A 17,336-nucleotide genomic window follows, 5' to 3' on the forward strand; every position below is an offset into this window, starting at 1 on the left:
ATTTATTTTTCATGTTTAAAGCTAAATCAGTAAAACTTATAAAAGATAGACAAACTGATGTCTTTATAAATACGGATAGCAATATGAAAGGAGCCTGCCCCGTTGAAAAAAGTATTCCTTTTTACCCTAGCTTGTTTGTGTTTTTTGAATACTCAAAGCCTAGTTGCAAATGCTGCTGACACCCCTGATCCTTATCCAGGGAGAATGGAGCTTTATAAAAACATGGAAACAACTCTCCAAATCCCTTGGTATTATCTAGCAGCAGCTGATCAATATGAGCATAGCCTGAGACTTGCCCGCAGGGACCTAGAGCCGGCAAAGGGCCTAATAGGGATTAATATTGAACCTTCTAAGTGGAGAGGGGCTCTTAATCCCAACTTAAATGATGTAAATCCGCTTACAATCACATTTTTTGATGGCTTAGGTCAAGATGGGAATGGTGACGGGAAAGCTGATATTACCAATGATACAGATCGTTTATATGCCTTTGCAAAACATCTTCTTAATTACGGAACTGACGAAGATAATATCCGGATCGGCCTCTGGAATTATTATAAACGAGATAAAACAGTTAGCATAATTATCGGCAACTCCATGATTTATAAAAAATATGACCGGCTGGATTTGCAGGAGAAAGCTTTCCCTGTTCCAGTAAGGACTCATTATACGTATTTAAATACATGGGGAAGTGCTCGTGGGTGGGGCGGCAGGAGAATCCATGAGGGAACTGATATTTTTGCAGACTATAGCCTTCCTGTACGGTCAACAAGCTATGGAATTGTTGAAATGAAAGGCTGGAATAAATTCGGAGGGTGGCGAATTGGTATTCGTGATTTAAATAATACGTATCATTACTTTGCCCATTTAAGTGGTTTTTCTGATGGATTAAAAGTCGGCCAAATCGTTGAGCCTGGCCAAATAATCGGTGGTGTCGGCAGTACGGGTTATGGTCCTCCAGGTACATCCGGTAAATTCCCCCCACATCTTCATTACGGAATGTACAAAGACAACGGAATAACAGAGTGGAGCTTCGACCCATACCCTTATTTAAAGATGTGGGAAAGGAAAGATTTAGCGAAAAAGCAAAAGTGAGCAGCGGGAAATTTTCCGCTGCTTTTTTTTGAAACGAACATAAACCCCTGAACTTTACGCATAAGTATTAGTAAAGGGGGCTAAAGCGTGTTCCGAAAAAGATTTCGCCCAAAAAAATTCCGAAAAAAGGGACCTCTTCCTACCCGAAAAGTATTTCTCTATTCTTTTATCCTTTTTATCATATCGAGCATCTCTACACTCTGGTATGTTGATAAAGCAATCGAACCCGTTATCATGAGCGTGGCTGAAAAAGAAATCACGCGTATTGCTACAGAAACGATTCATGAAGCTGTTGATGAGAATATATCAAAGGTTGATATGAAAGAAATGATCACTACCAGCAAAGGCGGTGAGGGGGCCCCTTCTTCTTACAGCTTCAATCCAACGATTTATAGTGAATTGAGATCCAACATTACTAAGGATATTCAAAATAAATTAGGAATCAAAAAAGGAAACCCTTTTACTGAAACCGGCAAAGCGAAACTCAGTGATGAACAATATAAAAGCGTTGTGTACTATATACCTCTTGGTGTAGTTACCGGAAATAACCTTCTTTCAAATTACGGACCTGAGATTCCTGTGAAAATGTCTGTCATTGGAAACGTTGAATCAGATTTAAAGACCAAACTGACCAACGCTGGTATCAATAACATTTATTATGAATTAACCGTTGATTTTAATGTCAATATTCAAATTGTCATCCCCTCACTATCTGAGGAAACTAAGGTGAGTCAGGAAGTAAAGGTTGGAGATATACTGATTAATGGTGACGTACCTAGTTATTACAGCAACGGAAGCGGCTCAGTCCCTCCGGCCATTATGAAGGATAGCAAGGAATAAAAAAACAGCTTAACCAGTAACAGGTTAGGCTGTTTCTTGTATGTTTAGGCATTTCCTAATCAGCAAGTGCAGGTTTTTCTTCAAATTCACTTCATAGGGCTCTACTACCTGTTCACCATTTTCCTCAAGGATTCGTATCATGGGACGGTCTCCTATTCCCTCATTTTGAGCAGTCACGACCCCTTTTCTCCCATCATTCAATTCAATAAATAGTCCATTTGGGTATATAGCAACCGCCCGGCGGAAAGCCTCAATGATCGTATTATCAAACTTCTTTCCTGCTCCGGCATAAAGAATTTCCAAGCCCTCATGCGGCATCATAGCCTTGCGGTAAACCCGGTTAGACGTAACGGCATCAAACACATCAGCCACGGCAATAATCTTACCGAAATAATGGATTTCATCCCCTTTGATACCACGGGGATAACCAGATCCATCTAATCTTTCGTGATGCTGATAAGCACAATTCGCAACTAGGAGTGATACAGTGTGTACATTTTTTATAAGTTGGAACCCATACTCGGCGTGCTTCTTGATTTGCTCAAACTCTTCTTCTGTTAACTTACCGGTTTTTCGTAAAGTATCCACAGGGACAAGTATTTTCCCGACATCATGCAAGATCGCTCCAAGCCCAAGAGCTTCTAGATTCTTTTTATTTATGTTCAATTCCATCCCAATTGCCAGTGTATATAGGGTCACATTAAAGGAATGAGTAAAAATATAATCATCATATGTATAAACATCAGCCAATAAAGTCAGTAACTCTTTATTCCTGTTCATCTCTTCCATGATGTTTCGAACTATTTGAGTGAACTTAACGTTGGCCTTCTCTATCGTAAACGAACCATCCAGCTTCATATTTTTTTTCAAGTCCAGAAAAGTGCTTTCTATCGTTTGAATAGCGTCTCGCCTTAATCCCCCAGCGATTGTAGGCGCAGGAATAATGTCATCCGTCCTTGAGTCTTGAATGTATACAAAGGGAATATTAAGGAAAACCAGTCGATTAATCATGTTCTGCGTTAATGTTAGGCCCTCAGCCAATAGGATATTACCCCGCTCATTATAGATGCTTTTTCCGAGCTTGGCTCCTGGGGTGAGAGACTCTGTAATAGATAGCCTCATAATTATACTCCGTTTCCCCATTCAAGATTTGTAAATCCACGTTCATATTCCTTTATAAGGATTATCGGACAATATCTAGAAAAATCAATCCGTTATTGTACATATTTGTAAAAAAACATTGATTTATCTAGGTGAATTAAAAACAAGGCTCCCTCTAGATAAAGGAAAGCCCTCCTGATTAAATCATTTTCATCAATGCCTTTTTTCCAATCATCCCTGGATGAATGCCCTTTTCCGCGGCCTCCCAGGTAACCGATTCAAGTGGTGCATCTAAAAGCTCTTCAATCGACTTAACACCGGTTGCCCTTCCTGCAAGGATTTTACGATTTTTCAATTTATCATTTAGTAGTCCGATATCTAGAGCACCGCACATTATATACCCCTTCTCGGACGCGACAGCAAGCAAATTGGTTTTGGGCAGTTGGACAGAAATAGCTAGGAATGTATGATTTTCAAGTATTATTGGCATCATGTTAATCAATTGGTTTCGCCCCTTTCTTCCCCATACTTTATGAAAAAAAGGGAGAAACCGTGTTTATAGCCTATTCATTCGGATATACTTTTTTTAACTTCCATAATAGGATATCCCGTAAAAATTCCGGCAATAAGTAATCTTTTCGATTAGAGCGCTGGATACTTGGAAAGAAGTGCCCAAACGTGAACATATCCGGTATCGCAAGTTTATAGGACTTATGAGGCTGAAGCTTTTCCCCATTTATAAGAATCTCTTTTACTATTCCATTTGTAACTTCTTTAAATTCTATTTGATCATAATGCATGACTCCCATGATTTTCCCACGGAAACCGAACCCCTTTATCTGAATATGAGGCCACTCCTCATTTCTCGATTGCATTAAGATTTCCTTTAATTCATTACCGTTAACCTCAACGATGCATGGATTAATCGGGTGTGGACAGATTCGGTGAATATCCCCTTTTGTGACAGGTCCCTTTGGCAAACCATCAAGTAGAAGGCCTGCATTCAAAAAGGTACAATCTGCCTCACTCCACTCCCTTAAAGCCTCCCCAAGGATTTCAGTAAGCGGACTAACTTTAAACCATTCATTTTCCAAAGACTCGGGTAAGTTTACTGCGACTTGTTGAAGAGTCTCTCCTCCGGCCTGGTACATCTCTTCAATCCAAGATCGTTCATCCTCTAATTCTGGAAGATCGTTTGTATCATAGAGAATAGCCCTCTTTTTACAGACTTTCATTTCTTCATTGACGGACATTTCTACCTGTCCAATAAAAAAGCCATATTTCCCAGCACCACAAAGAAGCGTATTATTGACTAATTTGCCTTGATGAAGTATGTGATGGGTATGTGCACCAAGAATTACATCAATCTCGGGAAAGTCCTCTGCCATTCTTTCGTCATCATGAATGCCTAGGTGGGAAAGTATAATGATCGCATCTGCTTCACCTTTAATCTTATGTAGCTGTGTCTTTAATTCCGTAAATGGTTCGGTTAGTTCCCAGCCCATTGCTGAATAAAACTTTTGAAAATAAGCAGTCAATCCTATCATGGCAATCTTTGTACCTTTTGCCGTCGTATGTATCCAATAAGGCAGCGCCCATTCCGGTCTTTCATTATTCTGGTTATAGATATTGGCTGCCAGCACTTGGAACTTTGCATTCTCATATAAGGAGTCTAACGCTTCATGCGGCAAAGTGATTCCTTCATTATTGCCGATTGTTACATATTGATAACCCGCTTCATTCAGCAGTTCAATATTTCCTTTCCCTAAAGTACCTTCTGTATATGGGTGCCAGCGATCAACATGATCTCCTATATCTAGTATGATCGCTTCTTCTCCCGTTTCTTGATGAAGTTGTCTTCTTTCTTTAAGAAACTTATCAATACGAGGCCAGTTTTCAAAATGACTATGAAGATCATTGGTGTGATATATATGAATGATTTCTGACATTTTTTCCTCCTCGTTATCCTGTAATACCTTGGTATATAAGACGTAGACCAATGATTATCAGCACAATTTTCAACATATTTTCGAGCGATGTACTTTTTAAGCGTGTATTAATAAATGCACCCAATTTTGCGCCAAACCAGGCTCCGGGAATAAGGGCAAAAGCATATGGCCAATTTACATTACCAAGCGAAATATGTGCAATCGAATTAGTAATGGAAGACAGAAACACCATGAACATCGACGTCGCTACAGCCATATGCGGCGGGAAGAAGAACATCAGTATCATTACTGGAACCATTAAGGAACCTCCGCCAATCCCAAATAAACCGGAACTGAATCCAACGACGAAAGCAATTAATATCGCTACCAGAGGGTAATATCCATAAGAAGATACTTGTCCATTTTTATTTTTATACGTTTTTACGACCTTCCCTGTTCCAGGTTTGAATACCATAGGCTTCAGGCGGCCTTTTACTAATAAAACCAAAGCCATTAATACCATGAAGATTCCAAAGTACAACGAAAAGGCTTCCACATCAAGTTTTTTATTAACATAGGCTCCAATTATTCCTCCAGGAGCACTGCCTATAAAGAAAATTAAGCCCGCCTTATAATCGACTACTTTATGCTTCATATAGGATAAAGTAGAAGATAACCCGGTAAAAATCATAATAACAGTTGAAACACCGACGGCGACTTGAGGTGTTAGTTCATCGATAATATCTGTCGATGTACCTAGAAACAAAAGGGAAGGTACTATGATTATGCCGCCACCCAGGCCAACGAGAGAGCCGATTGAGCCTGCTAATAACCCGATACCCACTAATACTAACCATACCATGAAGAAATCCGCCTTTATCTGTTTGTGGGCCTCGCGATCCCTTACTAGTTTGTCACATCAGCTAATTTACTAATTATATAATGACGCTTAAAACAAACCAAGCTGCTTAGGGGCTAGCCCTTCATATTCTATACCAAGCATCTCAATCATCTGCTTCGCATTATCTGCGGCGTCTCCTCCTGAGTTATTATTGAAAAGGACATATATATCCTTACTCTGTTTTTCTAATTTCCTGATTTTCTCCACCCATTCGGTCAATTCCTGATGATTGTATCGGTATAAATAACGAACTTCCCGCCAATTATCCCCCGAAGAAGGTTTTTGCCAACCATGGATATTGCGGCCATGAAGGCGAACTAAGGTTTTATCTGGATGTATAGACTCGAGCACAATAGGAATGGACCCTTCTCCTGCCTGCGGCTCATCACATACAGTATGAATCCAACCTTCCTTGTGGACAAACTCCAGGGTTTGCTGATACATGTTGGGTCTGTACCAGCTTTGATTCCGGAACTCAATAGCTACTGGAGTATCCCCCATCTCTGCTTTGCACCACCGTAAATAGTTTACATTCTCCCGCTTACAATCAAACCATGGTGGAAATTGAAACAGCACCATTGCTAGCTTGCCGGCTTTTTGATAGGCTTCAAGAGAGTCACGGAAAGCTTTAAACATTTCTTTTTTATTTTCAAAAGGAATTTCTCCACGCTGATGCCCTGTCATCCCTTGATAGGCTTTTACAACAAATTGAAAAGGAACCGGTGTCTCGGATACCCACTTTTCACTGTTCCTCTTAGGCTGGACCGCATAAAACGAAGCGTCCACCTCCACAACAGGAAAATGAGCCCCATACTCTTTCAGCTTATCACGTTGGGACACCCCGTCACGATACAAACTATCATGATCCCCCCAACCAGTCACCCCAACATAAATCATCTGCACCACTCCTTTTAGGGGTCAGACCCCATTTCCCGAATTATTTCCCAAAAGAAAAAGCCTGCCGGATCTACCTGGCAGGCTTTTTATATGAATCGGTTATTCTAAAATGCACTACAGGCAAGTTAGTCGGTTATTATCCGATTGAGCCTTCCATTTCGAACTTGATCAGACGGTTCATTTCAACCGCATATTCCATTGGAAGTTCTTTTGTAAATGGTTCGATGAAGCCCATAACGATCATTTCTGTTGCTTCTTGCTCGGAGATTCCGCGGCTCATCAGGTAGAACAATTGCTCTTCTGATACTTTGGATACCTTCGCTTCATGTTCAAGAGAAATGTTGTCATTCAGGATTTCATTGTAAGGGATTGTATCAGATGTAGACTGATTATCCATGATTAATGTATCACACTCAATGTTAGAACGAGCTCCATCCGCTTTACGTCCAAAGTGAACGATACCACGGTATGTTACTTTTCCGCCTTGTTTTGAAATTGATTTTGATACAATAGTTGAAGATGTATTTGGCGCAAGATGAATCATTTTTGCTCCAGCATCTTGGTGTTGACCTTTTCCAGCAATAGCAATAGATAATGTCATACCACGAGCACCTTCACCTTTTAAGATGACAGCAGGATATTTCATTGTCAATTTAGAACCGATGTTTCCATCAATCCATTCCATTGTTGCATTTGCATCACAAACCGCACGTTTCGTAACCAGGTTAAACACGTTGTTTGCCCAGTTTTGAATCGTTGTGTAACGGCAGTAAGCATCTTTTTTAATGACGATTTCAACAACCGCACTATGAAGAGAGTTAGTTGTATAAACAGGTGCTGTACAACCTTCTACATAGTGAACAGATGCTCCTTCATCCACAATGATTAGCGTACGTTCGAATTGACCCATGTTTTCAGAGTTGATTCGGAAATAAGCTTGAAGCGGAGTATCTACTTTAACACCTTTTGGTACATAGATGAAAGATCCGCCTGACCATACAGCTGAATTCAATGCCGAAAACTTATTATCAGTAGGCGGGATTGTTTTACCGAAATGCTCACGGAAGATATCTTCATTTTCACGAAGTGCAGAGTCCGTATCTTTAAACACGATACCCAAATCTTCTAATTCTACTTTCATGCTGTGGTAAACTACTTCGGATTCATATTGAGCAGAAACACCTGCTAAATATTTTTGTTCTGCCTCAGGAATTCCTAATTTATCAAAAGTTTGTTTGATTTCATCAGGGACTTCATCCCAAGATTTCTCTGATTTCTCTGATGGTTTAACATAGTATGTGATTTCATCAAAGTTCAAGCTTTGCATGTCGCCGCCCCATTGAGGCATTGGCATATTGTAAAAATGCTCCAATGATTTCAAACGGAAATCAAGCATCCATTGCGGTTCATTCTTCATTCGAGAAATTTCTTCCACGATTTCTTTTGTTAGACCACGCTTTGAACGGAAGATGGAAACATCTTTATCCGCAAAGCCATATTTATAATCGCCGATTTCAGGCATTTTCTTAGCCATAGCTCGTATTCCTCCATTTCAAATGGCTGAATCTACAACAGCTCATTTAAATTTATTTATTCCTTTAATCCCTTTTCCATGGCTTTCCAAGCTAGAGTTGCACACTTGATACGGGCAGGAAATTTAGAAACTCCTTGAAGGGCTTCAATATCCCCAAGGTCGATCTCATCATCATACTCTTTTCCCTGTATCATTAAGGAAAATGTCTGGGACATTGCTAGAGCGGTATCAACGTCTTTGCCCTTAATGGCTTGAGTCATCATAGAAGCTGAACTCATGGAAATGGAACAACCATCACCATCGAACTTAACATCGCTGACTTTGCCATCTTCAATCTTCATCGTTAAACGAATCCGATCGCCGCAAGTTGGATTATTCATATCGATTGTCATGCTACCATCTTCTAGCATACCCTTATTACGTGGTTTCTTATAATGATCCATAATGACTTGACGGTAAAGTGTATCTAAGTTATCAAAAGACATTACTGAAATACTCCTTCGTTTTAACAAGCCCGGACACAAGCTTATCAATATCTTCTTCCGTGTTGTAGAGATAGAAACTTGCTCTTGCTGTCGATGATACGTCAAGCCATTTCATTAATGGCTGTGCGCAGTGATGACCGGCACGGACAGCAATTCCATCTGCATCAAGAACGGTAGCGACGTCATGTGGATGAACGTCATTAATATTAAAGGTTATTACACCCGCACGCTTTTCTGCATCTTTAGGACCGTAAATAGTCAGTCCTTCAACTGCAGACATTTTCTCCATTGCATAAGCTGCAAGTTTATGTTCATGCCGTTCAATATTATCCAAGCCGATTTCTTCTAAGAAATCAATTGCAGCCCCAAGGCCAACGGCGCCGGCAATGATTGGGGTACCACCTTCGAATTTCCACGGGAGTTCTTTCCATGTAGACTCATACAAACCTACAAAATCAATCATCTCTCCGCCAAATTCAATCGGCTCCATTTTTTCAAGAAGTTCTTTTTTACCATATAAAACGCCGATACCTGTTGGACCGACCATTTTATGACCTGAGAAGGCAAAGAAATCACAATCCAAATCACGAACATCCACTTTTAGATGCGGAGTGCTTTGTGCCCCATCCACAACCATGACAGCATGGTGTTCATGGGCAATTTTTGCGATTTCCTTCACAGGGTTGATAACACCAAGCACATTGGAAACCTGCATAATGGAAACGATTTTCGTTGCATCTGTAATTGTAGCCCTCACATCATCAAGGGAAATCGTTCCATCCTCTTGAAGCGGAATATATTTCAGTACAGCACCTTTTTCTTTAGCCAACTGCTGCCACGGAATAATATTACTGTGATGCTCCATGTAAGAGATAACAATTTCGTCGCCCTCTTTTACATTTGCTCCACCGTAACTTCTTGCTACAGTATTTAAAGAAGTTGTTGTTCCTCTTGTAAAAATGATTTCTTCTGTAGAAGAAGCATTAATGAATTTACGCACCTTTTCACGTGCACCTTCATACGCATCCGTAGCTTTTGTTCCAAGTGTATGCACCCCGCGGTGAACATTCGAGTTGTATCCGCGGTAATATTGCTCAATCGCTTCAATCACTGCAGCCGGTTTTTGAGAGGTTGCAGCACTATCTAAATAAACTAATGGCTGACCATTGACTTCTTGATCTAATATCGGAAAAAGCTTACGAATTTCGTATGGGTTCATTACTGTACTTTCCTTTCAATGACCGCTACTAATTGTTTTTTAACTCCTTCAATTGGAAGCTGGTTAACAACAGGGGCCAAGAATCCGTGAATGACAAGTCTTTCTGCTTCTTTTTTAGTAATACCACGACTCATTAAATAATAAAGTTGAAGCGGGTCAACACGTCCGACAGAAGCTGCATGCCCAGCCGTTACATCATCTTCATCAATTAAAAGGATTGGATTGGCGTCTCCGCGTGCTTTTTCACTTAACATCAGTACGCGTGACTCTTGTTCAGCATTGGCCTTTGTAGCACCATACTCAATTTTCCCAATTCCATTAAAAATGGAGGATGCGCCGTCTTTCATAACACCGTGCTTAAGGATATAGCCCTCAGAGCGTTTGCCATAATGAATAATGGCTGTCGTAAAGTTTTGTTTTTGTTCCCCGCGGCCGACTACAACGGTTTTAGTATCACCGTGAGAGCCATCGCCCATTAGATATGTTGTGTTATCTGAAATCGTATTTCCATCGTTCATTAGGCCAAGTGCCCACTCAATACGAGCGTCACGTGCTGCAACTCCACGGCGGTTAACATATGTCGTAAAACCTTTCGAAAGGGTATCAACAGCTCCATATTCCACTTTGGCATTCGCATTTGCAAATACTTCAGTTACGATATTAGCAATACCTTCGTTAGACTCAAGGCTTGAGAAGTAGTTCTCTACATATGTTACAGAGCTATTATCTTCTGCCACGATTAAAACGTGGTTGAAAAGTGTAGTTTCAGGGTTATCCAACAAAAATACTGCTTGAATTGGATCTTTGATCTCTACATTTTTTGGAACATAAAGGAATGCACCACCGTTAACTAATGCAGCATGTAATGCTGTTAAACGGTGCTCATCTATTTTAACTCCGTCCTTCATGAAATATTTTTGTACGAGCTCAGCATGGTCACGAGCCGCTGTAAAAATATCCGTGAAAATAACGCCTTGTTCTTTTATTTTTGCTGACAAATTAATATGTGCCGGCGTATTATTGCGTTGAATGTATAAGTTTTCATTTCCTTCAATGATGGATTTAATTTCTTCCGGAAGCTCATCTAAAGAGGCAAAAGTTTCACTTTCAACTGTATGAGTCTTGAAAGAAGTAAAATTCCATTTATCGATTTTTGTTTTATCCGGCTTTGGCATTGGGAGCTTTTCTAATTCAGAAAACGCTTGAATTCGAAGCTCAGATAGCCAAGCTGGCTCATTATTTTTAGTTGAATAAGAGCTTATGTCCTCTTGTTCAAACGGTAATTTCGTTTCTGTAGTCATTGCAAATCCTCCTACTTACGCTTCTTCGCCAACAGTTTCGTCTTCAATGCCCAATTCTTGTTTGATCCAATCATAACCTTCTGCTTCTAAACGTGCAGCTAGTTCAGGCCCGCCTGATTTTACAACACGGCCTTGCATCATTACATGTACGTAATCAGGAGTGATGTAATTTAATAGACGTTGGTAGTGAGTGATGATTAAACATCCAAAGTCTTCTCCGCGCATTTCGTTGATTCCTTTTGAAACGACTTTAAGAGCATCGATATCTAGCCCAGAGTCAATTTCATCTAAAATAGCGATTTTTGGCTGAATCATCATTAATTGAAGAATCTCGTTACGTTTTTTCTCTCCGCCTGAGAATCCTTCATTTAAATAACGTTGCGCCATATCTTCATCCATTTCAAGGAATGCCATTTTTTCGTCCATTTTACGGATGAATTTCATCAATGAAATTTCATCGCCTTCTTCACGACGTGCATTGATAGAAGAACGTAAGAAGTCAGCATTTGTAACACCACTGATTTCGCTTGGATATTGCATAGCAAGGAAAAGACCAACACGAGCGCGCTCGTCAACTTCCATTTCCAATACGTCTTCACCATCGAATGTGATGCTGCCGCTTGTTACTTCATATTTAGGGTGACCCATAATTGCTGAAGATAAAGTGGATTTACCAGTTCCATTTGGTCCCATGATTGCATGGATTTCTCCGCCTTTTACTTCAAGGTTAACCCCTTTTAAAATCTCTTTACCCTCAATTGATACGTGAAGATCTTTAACCGTTAATGTAGAAGCTGACATAATAATACCTCCGTGAACTAATTCCTATTTTATTACCAGAAAGTAAAAACTACTTTCTTTACTATTTATTTTTCATAAAAGCATTCTCACTTTATTCTCATTCCAATTTTATAACAAATCCAATTTGGAATCAACTAATATAGATAGGGGTTTCCACTTCTTTCATGATGAAAACCTGTCCTATTGTTACAAACCCTACTGTTATAGGCTATTTACAGCAAATAGAGCCTTATTTTAGCTTTTCTTATTTAAAACTTATTATTCAACAAACCTTCGTTCTTATTAATATATGTCTAAAAAATCTTAATTGGAAGGTACATATTACCTTTGTTAAAGAAAAAAAGGTCTGCTAGGTGCTATGTAAGTTAATCTAATAAGGAAACCCTTATTTTCTAGACCACTTATCATTTTACCTCTACAGACCGATCTTTTAAAGACTCTTTTATATGCTTAACCGTGAATTTTACGTTGTAGGTCAATGACCATTTTGTTGCACTTTTCATGTTCCTTATCTCGTTCTTTCTCAACCTCGATACGGAGGTCTAAATTTCTGCTGTACTCATTATAGCCAATCCCATGTGATAACTGCATCGCTTTTTCCATTTCGCTTGTTACATTTAAATCTAAAGTATTGATAGTGAACCATCCTTTCAAATTTGTGAATTACTTTATTACTCTATTAATTCTATACCCTGTGTTTTCATCTTTAAACAAAAAACGACCTGAAGATTTCCAGGTCGTTCTTTACCATAAATTATTTAGTTGGTACGACTGCACCTTTGTATTCCTTTAGAATAAAATCTTGAATTTCTTTAGAATGTAATACTTCTACTAGCGTTTTGATTTCTTCTTTATTTTCATCACCTTTGTTAACAGCAATAACGTTCACATATGGTGATTCAGAGTCTTCAATAGCAATTGAATCTTTAAGCGGATTCAATCCAGCGTCAATCGCATAGTTAGAGTTGATTAGAACGGCATCCCCTTCGCCACTCTCATAAATTTTCGGAAGTAAAGCTGCTTCATAATTAGCATCAAATTTAAGTTTTTTCTTATTTTCAACAATGTCTTTTGTTGTAGCTGTCGTTTTATCGATGCCTTCTTTTAATGTAATCAGGCCATTTTTTTCTAATAGAGATAACGCACGTCCGTGGTCAGCAACAGAGCTGCTCATAATAATTGTTGCGCCTTCCGGAAGTTTATCAATGCTTTTATATTTTTTTGAATATAGAGCAATCGGCTCGATATGAATTCCACCAGCATTAACGAAGTCATATCCATTTTCTTTAATTTGCCCCTCTAAATATGGAATGTGTTGAAAGTAGTTAGCATCCAATTCTTTATCGTTTAAAGCCTTATTCGGTAAAACATAATCTTGGAACCGTTTAATTTCCAACTCAATTCCTTTTTCTTCAAGAAGAGGTTTAGCTTTTTCAAGAATCTCAGCATGCGGAACATTGGATGCACCTACAACTAATTTTTTCGTTTCCTTTTCTGTATCGCTGCCGCTGTTGTCCTTATCGGTTCCACAAGCAGCAAGAGCAATCGATAAAACAAGTACTAATGCAAATCCTAAAAACTTTTTCATCCTATTCATCTCCCTTTATCTTTTGTCTAATTTAGATGTAATCACATCTCCAATAATTTGAATAATGAAGACGATAATTAGTATAACAATCGTCGCTACAAGTGTAACGTCATTGTGAGTCCTTTGATAGCCGTCTAGATAGGCCAGATTACCAAGCCCGCCTGCACCGATAACCCCTGCCATTGCGGTATACCCAACCAATGCAATCGATGTTACCGTAATCCCTGAAATTAATGCTGGCATCGATTCTGGAAGAAGTACCTTCCAAATGATCGTGCTCGTTTTCGCTCCCATTGATTTAGCCGCTTCAATTACACCTTTATCGATTTCACGGAGGCCGATTTCAACCATACGTGCATAAAATGGTGCCGCCCCGATAATAAGGGCTGGTAAAGCAGCATCCTCACCGATCATAGAACCGACAAGCAATTTTGTGAAAGGTATGAGCAACACAATTAAAATAAGGAATGGAATGGAACGGAAAATATTAACGATAGCACTCATGGTCGTGTTAATTACCCGATTTTCCCACAAGTTACCTTTCCCTGTTAAAAACAGGACTAGCCCTAATAGTATGCCTATAAAAAAGGTTGCTAGTACTGAGATACTAGTCATATAAAGTGTTTCTTTTGTTGCTTCAATAATGTCTTCCCAATATACATTCGGTAATAATTCTTCAAGCATGAGTAATCACCTCCACGCCTACATGCTGTGCTTTAATGAATTCGATTGCGCGGAGCATTTCATCCTCATTGCCATCAAGGTGGATAAATAACGTTCCATATGAACCACTTCTAGTTTGAGATATTTTTCCTTGAACGATATTGACATCCAACTCAAAGTTACGTACCAGCCTAGTAATTAACGGACTCTCTGCATGATCTCCTACGAACGTCAATTGAATTACTTTTCCTGCTGGATAGCGTTCCAGCAAGTGTTCCATTGTTTCTTTTGTTTCTTCAGGCTCTGTTACCTGTTGAACGAAACGCTTCGTCATTTGTTCTTTCGGATTCTTGAAGACTTCCAGGACAGGTCCTTGTTCAACTACTTGACCACTTTCCATTACTGCAACGCGGTGACAAATTTTACGGATGACGTGCATTTCATGTGTAATCAAAACAATCGTTAGACCAAGACGCTTATTGATGTCCACAAGCAATTCAAGTATTGAATCGGTTGTCTGCGGGTCTAAAGCAGACGTCGCTTCATCGCACAGTAGCACCTTAGGATTGTTAGCAAGAGCCCTAGCAATCCCGACCCTTTGTTTTTGCCCTCCGCTTAATTGCGAAGGATATGCCTTTTCTCTTCCTTCAAGCCCAACTAACTTAATTAATTCATTCACACGCTTGATACGCTCATTTTTCGAAACCCCTGCAATTTCTAGAGGAAACGATATATTCTCCTGAACGGTTCTAGACCATAATAAATTAAAATGTTGAAAGATCATGCTGATTTCTTGTCGAGCTTTACGTAGCTTAGCACCTTTGATTTTGGAAATTTCTTTATCAGCCACCACAACGGATCCTTCTGTTGGTGTTTCCAATCCATTAAGCATCCTGATCAAAGTACTTTTCCCTGCTCCGCTGTAGCCAATAATACCGAAAATCTCGCCTTTATTTATTTCAACATTAACATTATTTACAGCCTTAATCGTGTCACTGCTTCCTTTTCCTGTTCGGAATAGCTTACTAACTTTTGTCAATGTAATCATTAATACTCACCTCTTTTATCCAATAAAACCTATGAACTTAGTTGATTTATCTTCATTATCAGCCTGTAAATATGATTTAAAACCGTTTTTCAATATTGCTATACATGTAAAGGTTTTCCCAAACTAAATAGAAAAAACCTTTCTGCATGAGCAGAAAGGCAGGTGAAAAAGCAGGCCTTTCTCTCATCTTCCAAAGCGATTAAACTTTGTGTGAATTGGCACCTTTCCAAGGAAATTTCCTTGTCGGTTGCCGGGTTTCATCGGGCACATCCCTCCACCTCTCTTGATAAGAGCTAATATATAGAATATTTGTACATCATTAAGTTCTTTAGTATGGAGAAATTTTATCATAGATAAAAAAGGAGCGCAATGTATAATATTTCTAGGAAAGAATGAACAGGTCTTTTTTATTAAACAGTTTTAGAAGTTAAGGAGACAATATTCGTCGCTTTTTCAATTGCCTGCTCTAAATCTTCTATTAAATCCTCTACGTTTTCAATACCAATCGATATGCGCACTTGATCAGCACTTACACCCGCTTTTGCTAAACCTACATCATTCAATTGTTGATGGGTCGTACTAGCAGGGTGGATAATTAAACTTTTAGCATCCCCTACGTTGGCTACATGCGACCATAACTCTACCGAATTGATAAGTTTTGCTCCAGCTTCGCGTCCACCTTGAATTCCAAAAGTCACAACAGATCCTGCTCCCTTAGGCAAATATTTATCCGCCAGCGCTTTATCAGGGTGACTTCCATTACTAGGGTGCGAAACCCAGTTCACAGCAGGATGATTTTCCAAATATTGAATAACAGACTTAGTATTCGAAAGATGCTCTTTCATTCTCACATGCAACGTTTCTAGCCCCAGCGTAAACTGGAACGCGCTTTGAGCACTTAACGTCGGCCCTAAATCACGAAGTAATTGCACACGAGCTTTTGTGATAAAGGCAGCAGGGCCGACTGCTTCAGAGTATACAATCCCATCGTAGCTTGGATCCGGTTCCGTAAAGCCAGGGTAGTTTGGTGAGTTCCAGTCGAATTTGCCCCCATCCACGATGATGCCTCCTAAGGTGGTTCCATTTCCCAAGAGCCATTTTGTAGCAGAGTGGATGACAATATCCGCTCCAAAATCAATTGGCCGGCAAAGGTATGGGGTAGCAAAGGTATTATCGATAATGAGTGGTATGCCCGCATTGTGAGCAATGTCCGCTACAGCCTCAATATCAAGAATCCTTAGACTTGGATTTCCAATTGTTTCCGCAAATATAGCCTTCGTTCTAGGCGTGATGGCTTTTTTGAAATTTTCAGGGTCATCAGGAGAGACGAACTTCACTTTTATCCCATATTTAGGAAGAGTATTTTCAAAAAGATTATACGTACCGCCATATAATGTAGAAGCGGACACTATTTCATCTCCTGCACCAGCAATATTTAGGATTGACAGTGTAATGGCAGCCATCCCACTTGCGGTTGCCAGTCCGCCGATACCACCTTCCAACAAGGCCATTCTTTCTTCGAAAACACTGACCGTAGGATTATGAAGTCGTGTATAAATATAGCCATTTTCCTTTAAGCCAAATAAATTTGCTGCATGGTCAGTATCTTTGAACAAGTATGCATTGCTTTGATAAATAGGCACTGCACGTGCACCCGTTTCATCTACTTGCAGACCCCCGTGAACACTCAATGTTTCGAAACGCAACTTTTTCTCTGCCATAAGATTTCTCCCCTTTTTCTATGGATTTAGTTGGATTTAAGAATCAGGCCTTCCTCTTTTAACAAGCAAAAAAACCACTTCATAAGAAGAGGCTTATATACTCTCCTCATCTTCCAGAGCCAATACTCTGTTGGAATTAGCACCGTATATAAATTTATACCGGTTGCCGGGCTTCGTCGGGCCAATCCCTCCGCCACTCTTGATAAGAACTATTAAA

General features: G+C 39.6%; 17 protein-coding genes and 2 riboswitches. Of the genes, 2 read left to right on the forward strand and 15 right to left on the reverse strand.

Annotation, left to right across the window (positions count from 1 at the left end; genetic code table 11):
* The first annotated feature begins 102 nt into the window (after window positions 1–102).
* On the forward strand, window positions 103–1,092 hold the full coding sequence (locus tag RE409_RS25380; protein WP_056524686.1) for a M23 family metallopeptidase: 990 nt from the start codon (window positions 103–105) through the stop codon (window positions 1,090–1,092).
* 87 nt (window positions 1,093–1,179) lie between these two features.
* The gene (yunB, locus tag RE409_RS25385) at window positions 1,180–1,932 is read left to right on the forward strand and encodes a sporulation protein YunB (RefSeq protein WP_201222724.1); all 753 of its coding nucleotides are present in this window, start codon (window positions 1,180–1,182) and stop codon (window positions 1,930–1,932) included.
* 24 nt (window positions 1,933–1,956) lie between these two features.
* On the opposite strand, the gene RE409_RS25390 is transcribed toward yunB, so the two are convergent.
* The 15 genes from RE409_RS25390 to RE409_RS25460 form a co-directional block, all read right to left on the reverse strand.
* Entirely contained in the window at window positions 1,957–3,054 is a 1,098-nt protein-coding gene (locus tag RE409_RS25390; RefSeq protein WP_309558255.1) for an HD-GYP domain-containing protein, read from the reverse strand.
* Window positions 3,055–3,232: 178 nt separating this feature from the next.
* Complete coding sequence (locus RE409_RS25395; RefSeq protein ID WP_397444145.1) at window positions 3,233–3,523, reverse strand: YunC family protein; 291 nt, start codon at window positions 3,521–3,523, stop codon at window positions 3,233–3,235.
* 73 nt (window positions 3,524–3,596) lie between these two features.
* Window positions 3,597–4,982 (reverse strand): bifunctional metallophosphatase/5'-nucleotidase, encoded by a 1,386-nt coding sequence (locus RE409_RS25400; RefSeq protein WP_201187219.1) that lies wholly within the window; start codon window positions 4,980–4,982, stop codon window positions 3,597–3,599.
* A 13-nt stretch (window positions 4,983–4,995) separates the two neighbouring features.
* Window positions 4,996–5,823: a sulfite exporter TauE/SafE family protein gene (locus RE409_RS25405; protein WP_201187221.1), complete on the reverse strand. Its 828-nt coding sequence runs from the start codon at window positions 5,821–5,823 to the stop codon at window positions 4,996–4,998.
* Between the two features lie 87 nt (window positions 5,824–5,910).
* Window positions 5,911–6,759 (reverse strand): DUF72 domain-containing protein, encoded by an 849-nt coding sequence (locus tag RE409_RS25410; protein ID WP_309558256.1) that lies wholly within the window; start codon window positions 6,757–6,759, stop codon window positions 5,911–5,913.
* A gap of 136 nt (window positions 6,760–6,895) precedes the next feature.
* Entirely contained in the window at window positions 6,896–8,293 is a 1,398-nt protein-coding gene (gene sufB, locus RE409_RS25415) for a Fe-S cluster assembly protein SufB (RefSeq protein WP_056524668.1), read from the reverse strand.
* A gap of 56 nt (window positions 8,294–8,349) precedes the next feature.
* Complete coding sequence (sufU, locus tag RE409_RS25420) at window positions 8,350–8,778, reverse strand: Fe-S cluster assembly sulfur transfer protein SufU (protein ID WP_053348689.1); 429 nt, start codon at window positions 8,776–8,778, stop codon at window positions 8,350–8,352.
* Entirely contained in the window at window positions 8,768–9,997 is a 1,230-nt protein-coding gene (locus tag RE409_RS25425; protein ID WP_098176260.1) for a cysteine desulfurase, read from the reverse strand. The genes sufU and RE409_RS25425 overlap by 11 nt, the downstream gene beginning before the upstream one ends.
* The gene (gene sufD, locus RE409_RS25430; protein WP_201222721.1) at window positions 9,997–11,298 is read right to left on the reverse strand and encodes a Fe-S cluster assembly protein SufD; all 1,302 of its coding nucleotides are present in this window, start codon (window positions 11,296–11,298) and stop codon (window positions 9,997–9,999) included. Before sufD ends, RE409_RS25425 begins: the two co-directional genes overlap by 1 nt.
* A gap of 15 nt (window positions 11,299–11,313) precedes the next feature.
* Window positions 11,314–12,099: a Fe-S cluster assembly ATPase SufC gene (gene sufC / locus RE409_RS25435; RefSeq protein WP_053348686.1), complete on the reverse strand. Its 786-nt coding sequence runs from the start codon at window positions 12,097–12,099 to the stop codon at window positions 11,314–11,316.
* 450 nt (window positions 12,100–12,549) lie between these two features.
* The gene (locus tag RE409_RS25440; RefSeq protein ID WP_053348684.1) at window positions 12,550–12,753 is read right to left on the reverse strand and encodes a YuzK family famiily protein; all 204 of its coding nucleotides are present in this window, start codon (window positions 12,751–12,753) and stop codon (window positions 12,550–12,552) included.
* A gap of 100 nt (window positions 12,754–12,853) precedes the next feature.
* Entirely contained in the window at window positions 12,854–13,687 is an 834-nt protein-coding gene (locus RE409_RS25445; protein ID WP_201222718.1) for a MetQ/NlpA family ABC transporter substrate-binding protein, read from the reverse strand.
* Window positions 13,688–13,702: 15 nt separating this feature from the next.
* Window positions 13,703–14,371 carry a methionine ABC transporter permease gene (locus tag RE409_RS25450; protein WP_201187225.1) on the reverse strand — a complete coding sequence of 223 codons (669 nt, stop codon included), beginning with the start codon at window positions 14,369–14,371 and terminating at the stop codon, window positions 13,703–13,705.
* Window positions 14,364–15,398 carry a methionine ABC transporter ATP-binding protein gene (locus tag RE409_RS25455; protein WP_201187226.1) on the reverse strand — a complete coding sequence of 345 codons (1,035 nt, stop codon included), beginning with the start codon at window positions 15,396–15,398 and terminating at the stop codon, window positions 14,364–14,366. Before RE409_RS25455 ends, RE409_RS25450 begins: the two co-directional genes overlap by 8 nt.
* Before the next feature lie 180 nt (window positions 15,399–15,578).
* A riboswitch (SAM riboswitch) is annotated at window positions 15,579–15,691 on the reverse strand.
* A gap of 117 nt (window positions 15,692–15,808) precedes the next feature.
* A complete protein-coding gene (locus RE409_RS25460; RefSeq protein WP_201222716.1) occupies window positions 15,809–17,119 on the reverse strand; it encodes an O-acetylhomoserine aminocarboxypropyltransferase/cysteine synthase family protein in 1,311 nt (436 codons plus the stop codon).
* 103 nt (window positions 17,120–17,222) lie between these two features.
* Window positions 17,223–17,328, reverse strand: a riboswitch (SAM riboswitch).
* Window positions 17,329–17,336: the final 8 nt, after the last annotated feature.

The sequence above is a fragment of the Peribacillus sp. R9-11 genome, assembly GCF_031345095.1.
GTDB lineage: Bacteria > Bacillota > Bacilli > Bacillales > DSM-1321 > Peribacillus > Peribacillus butanolivorans.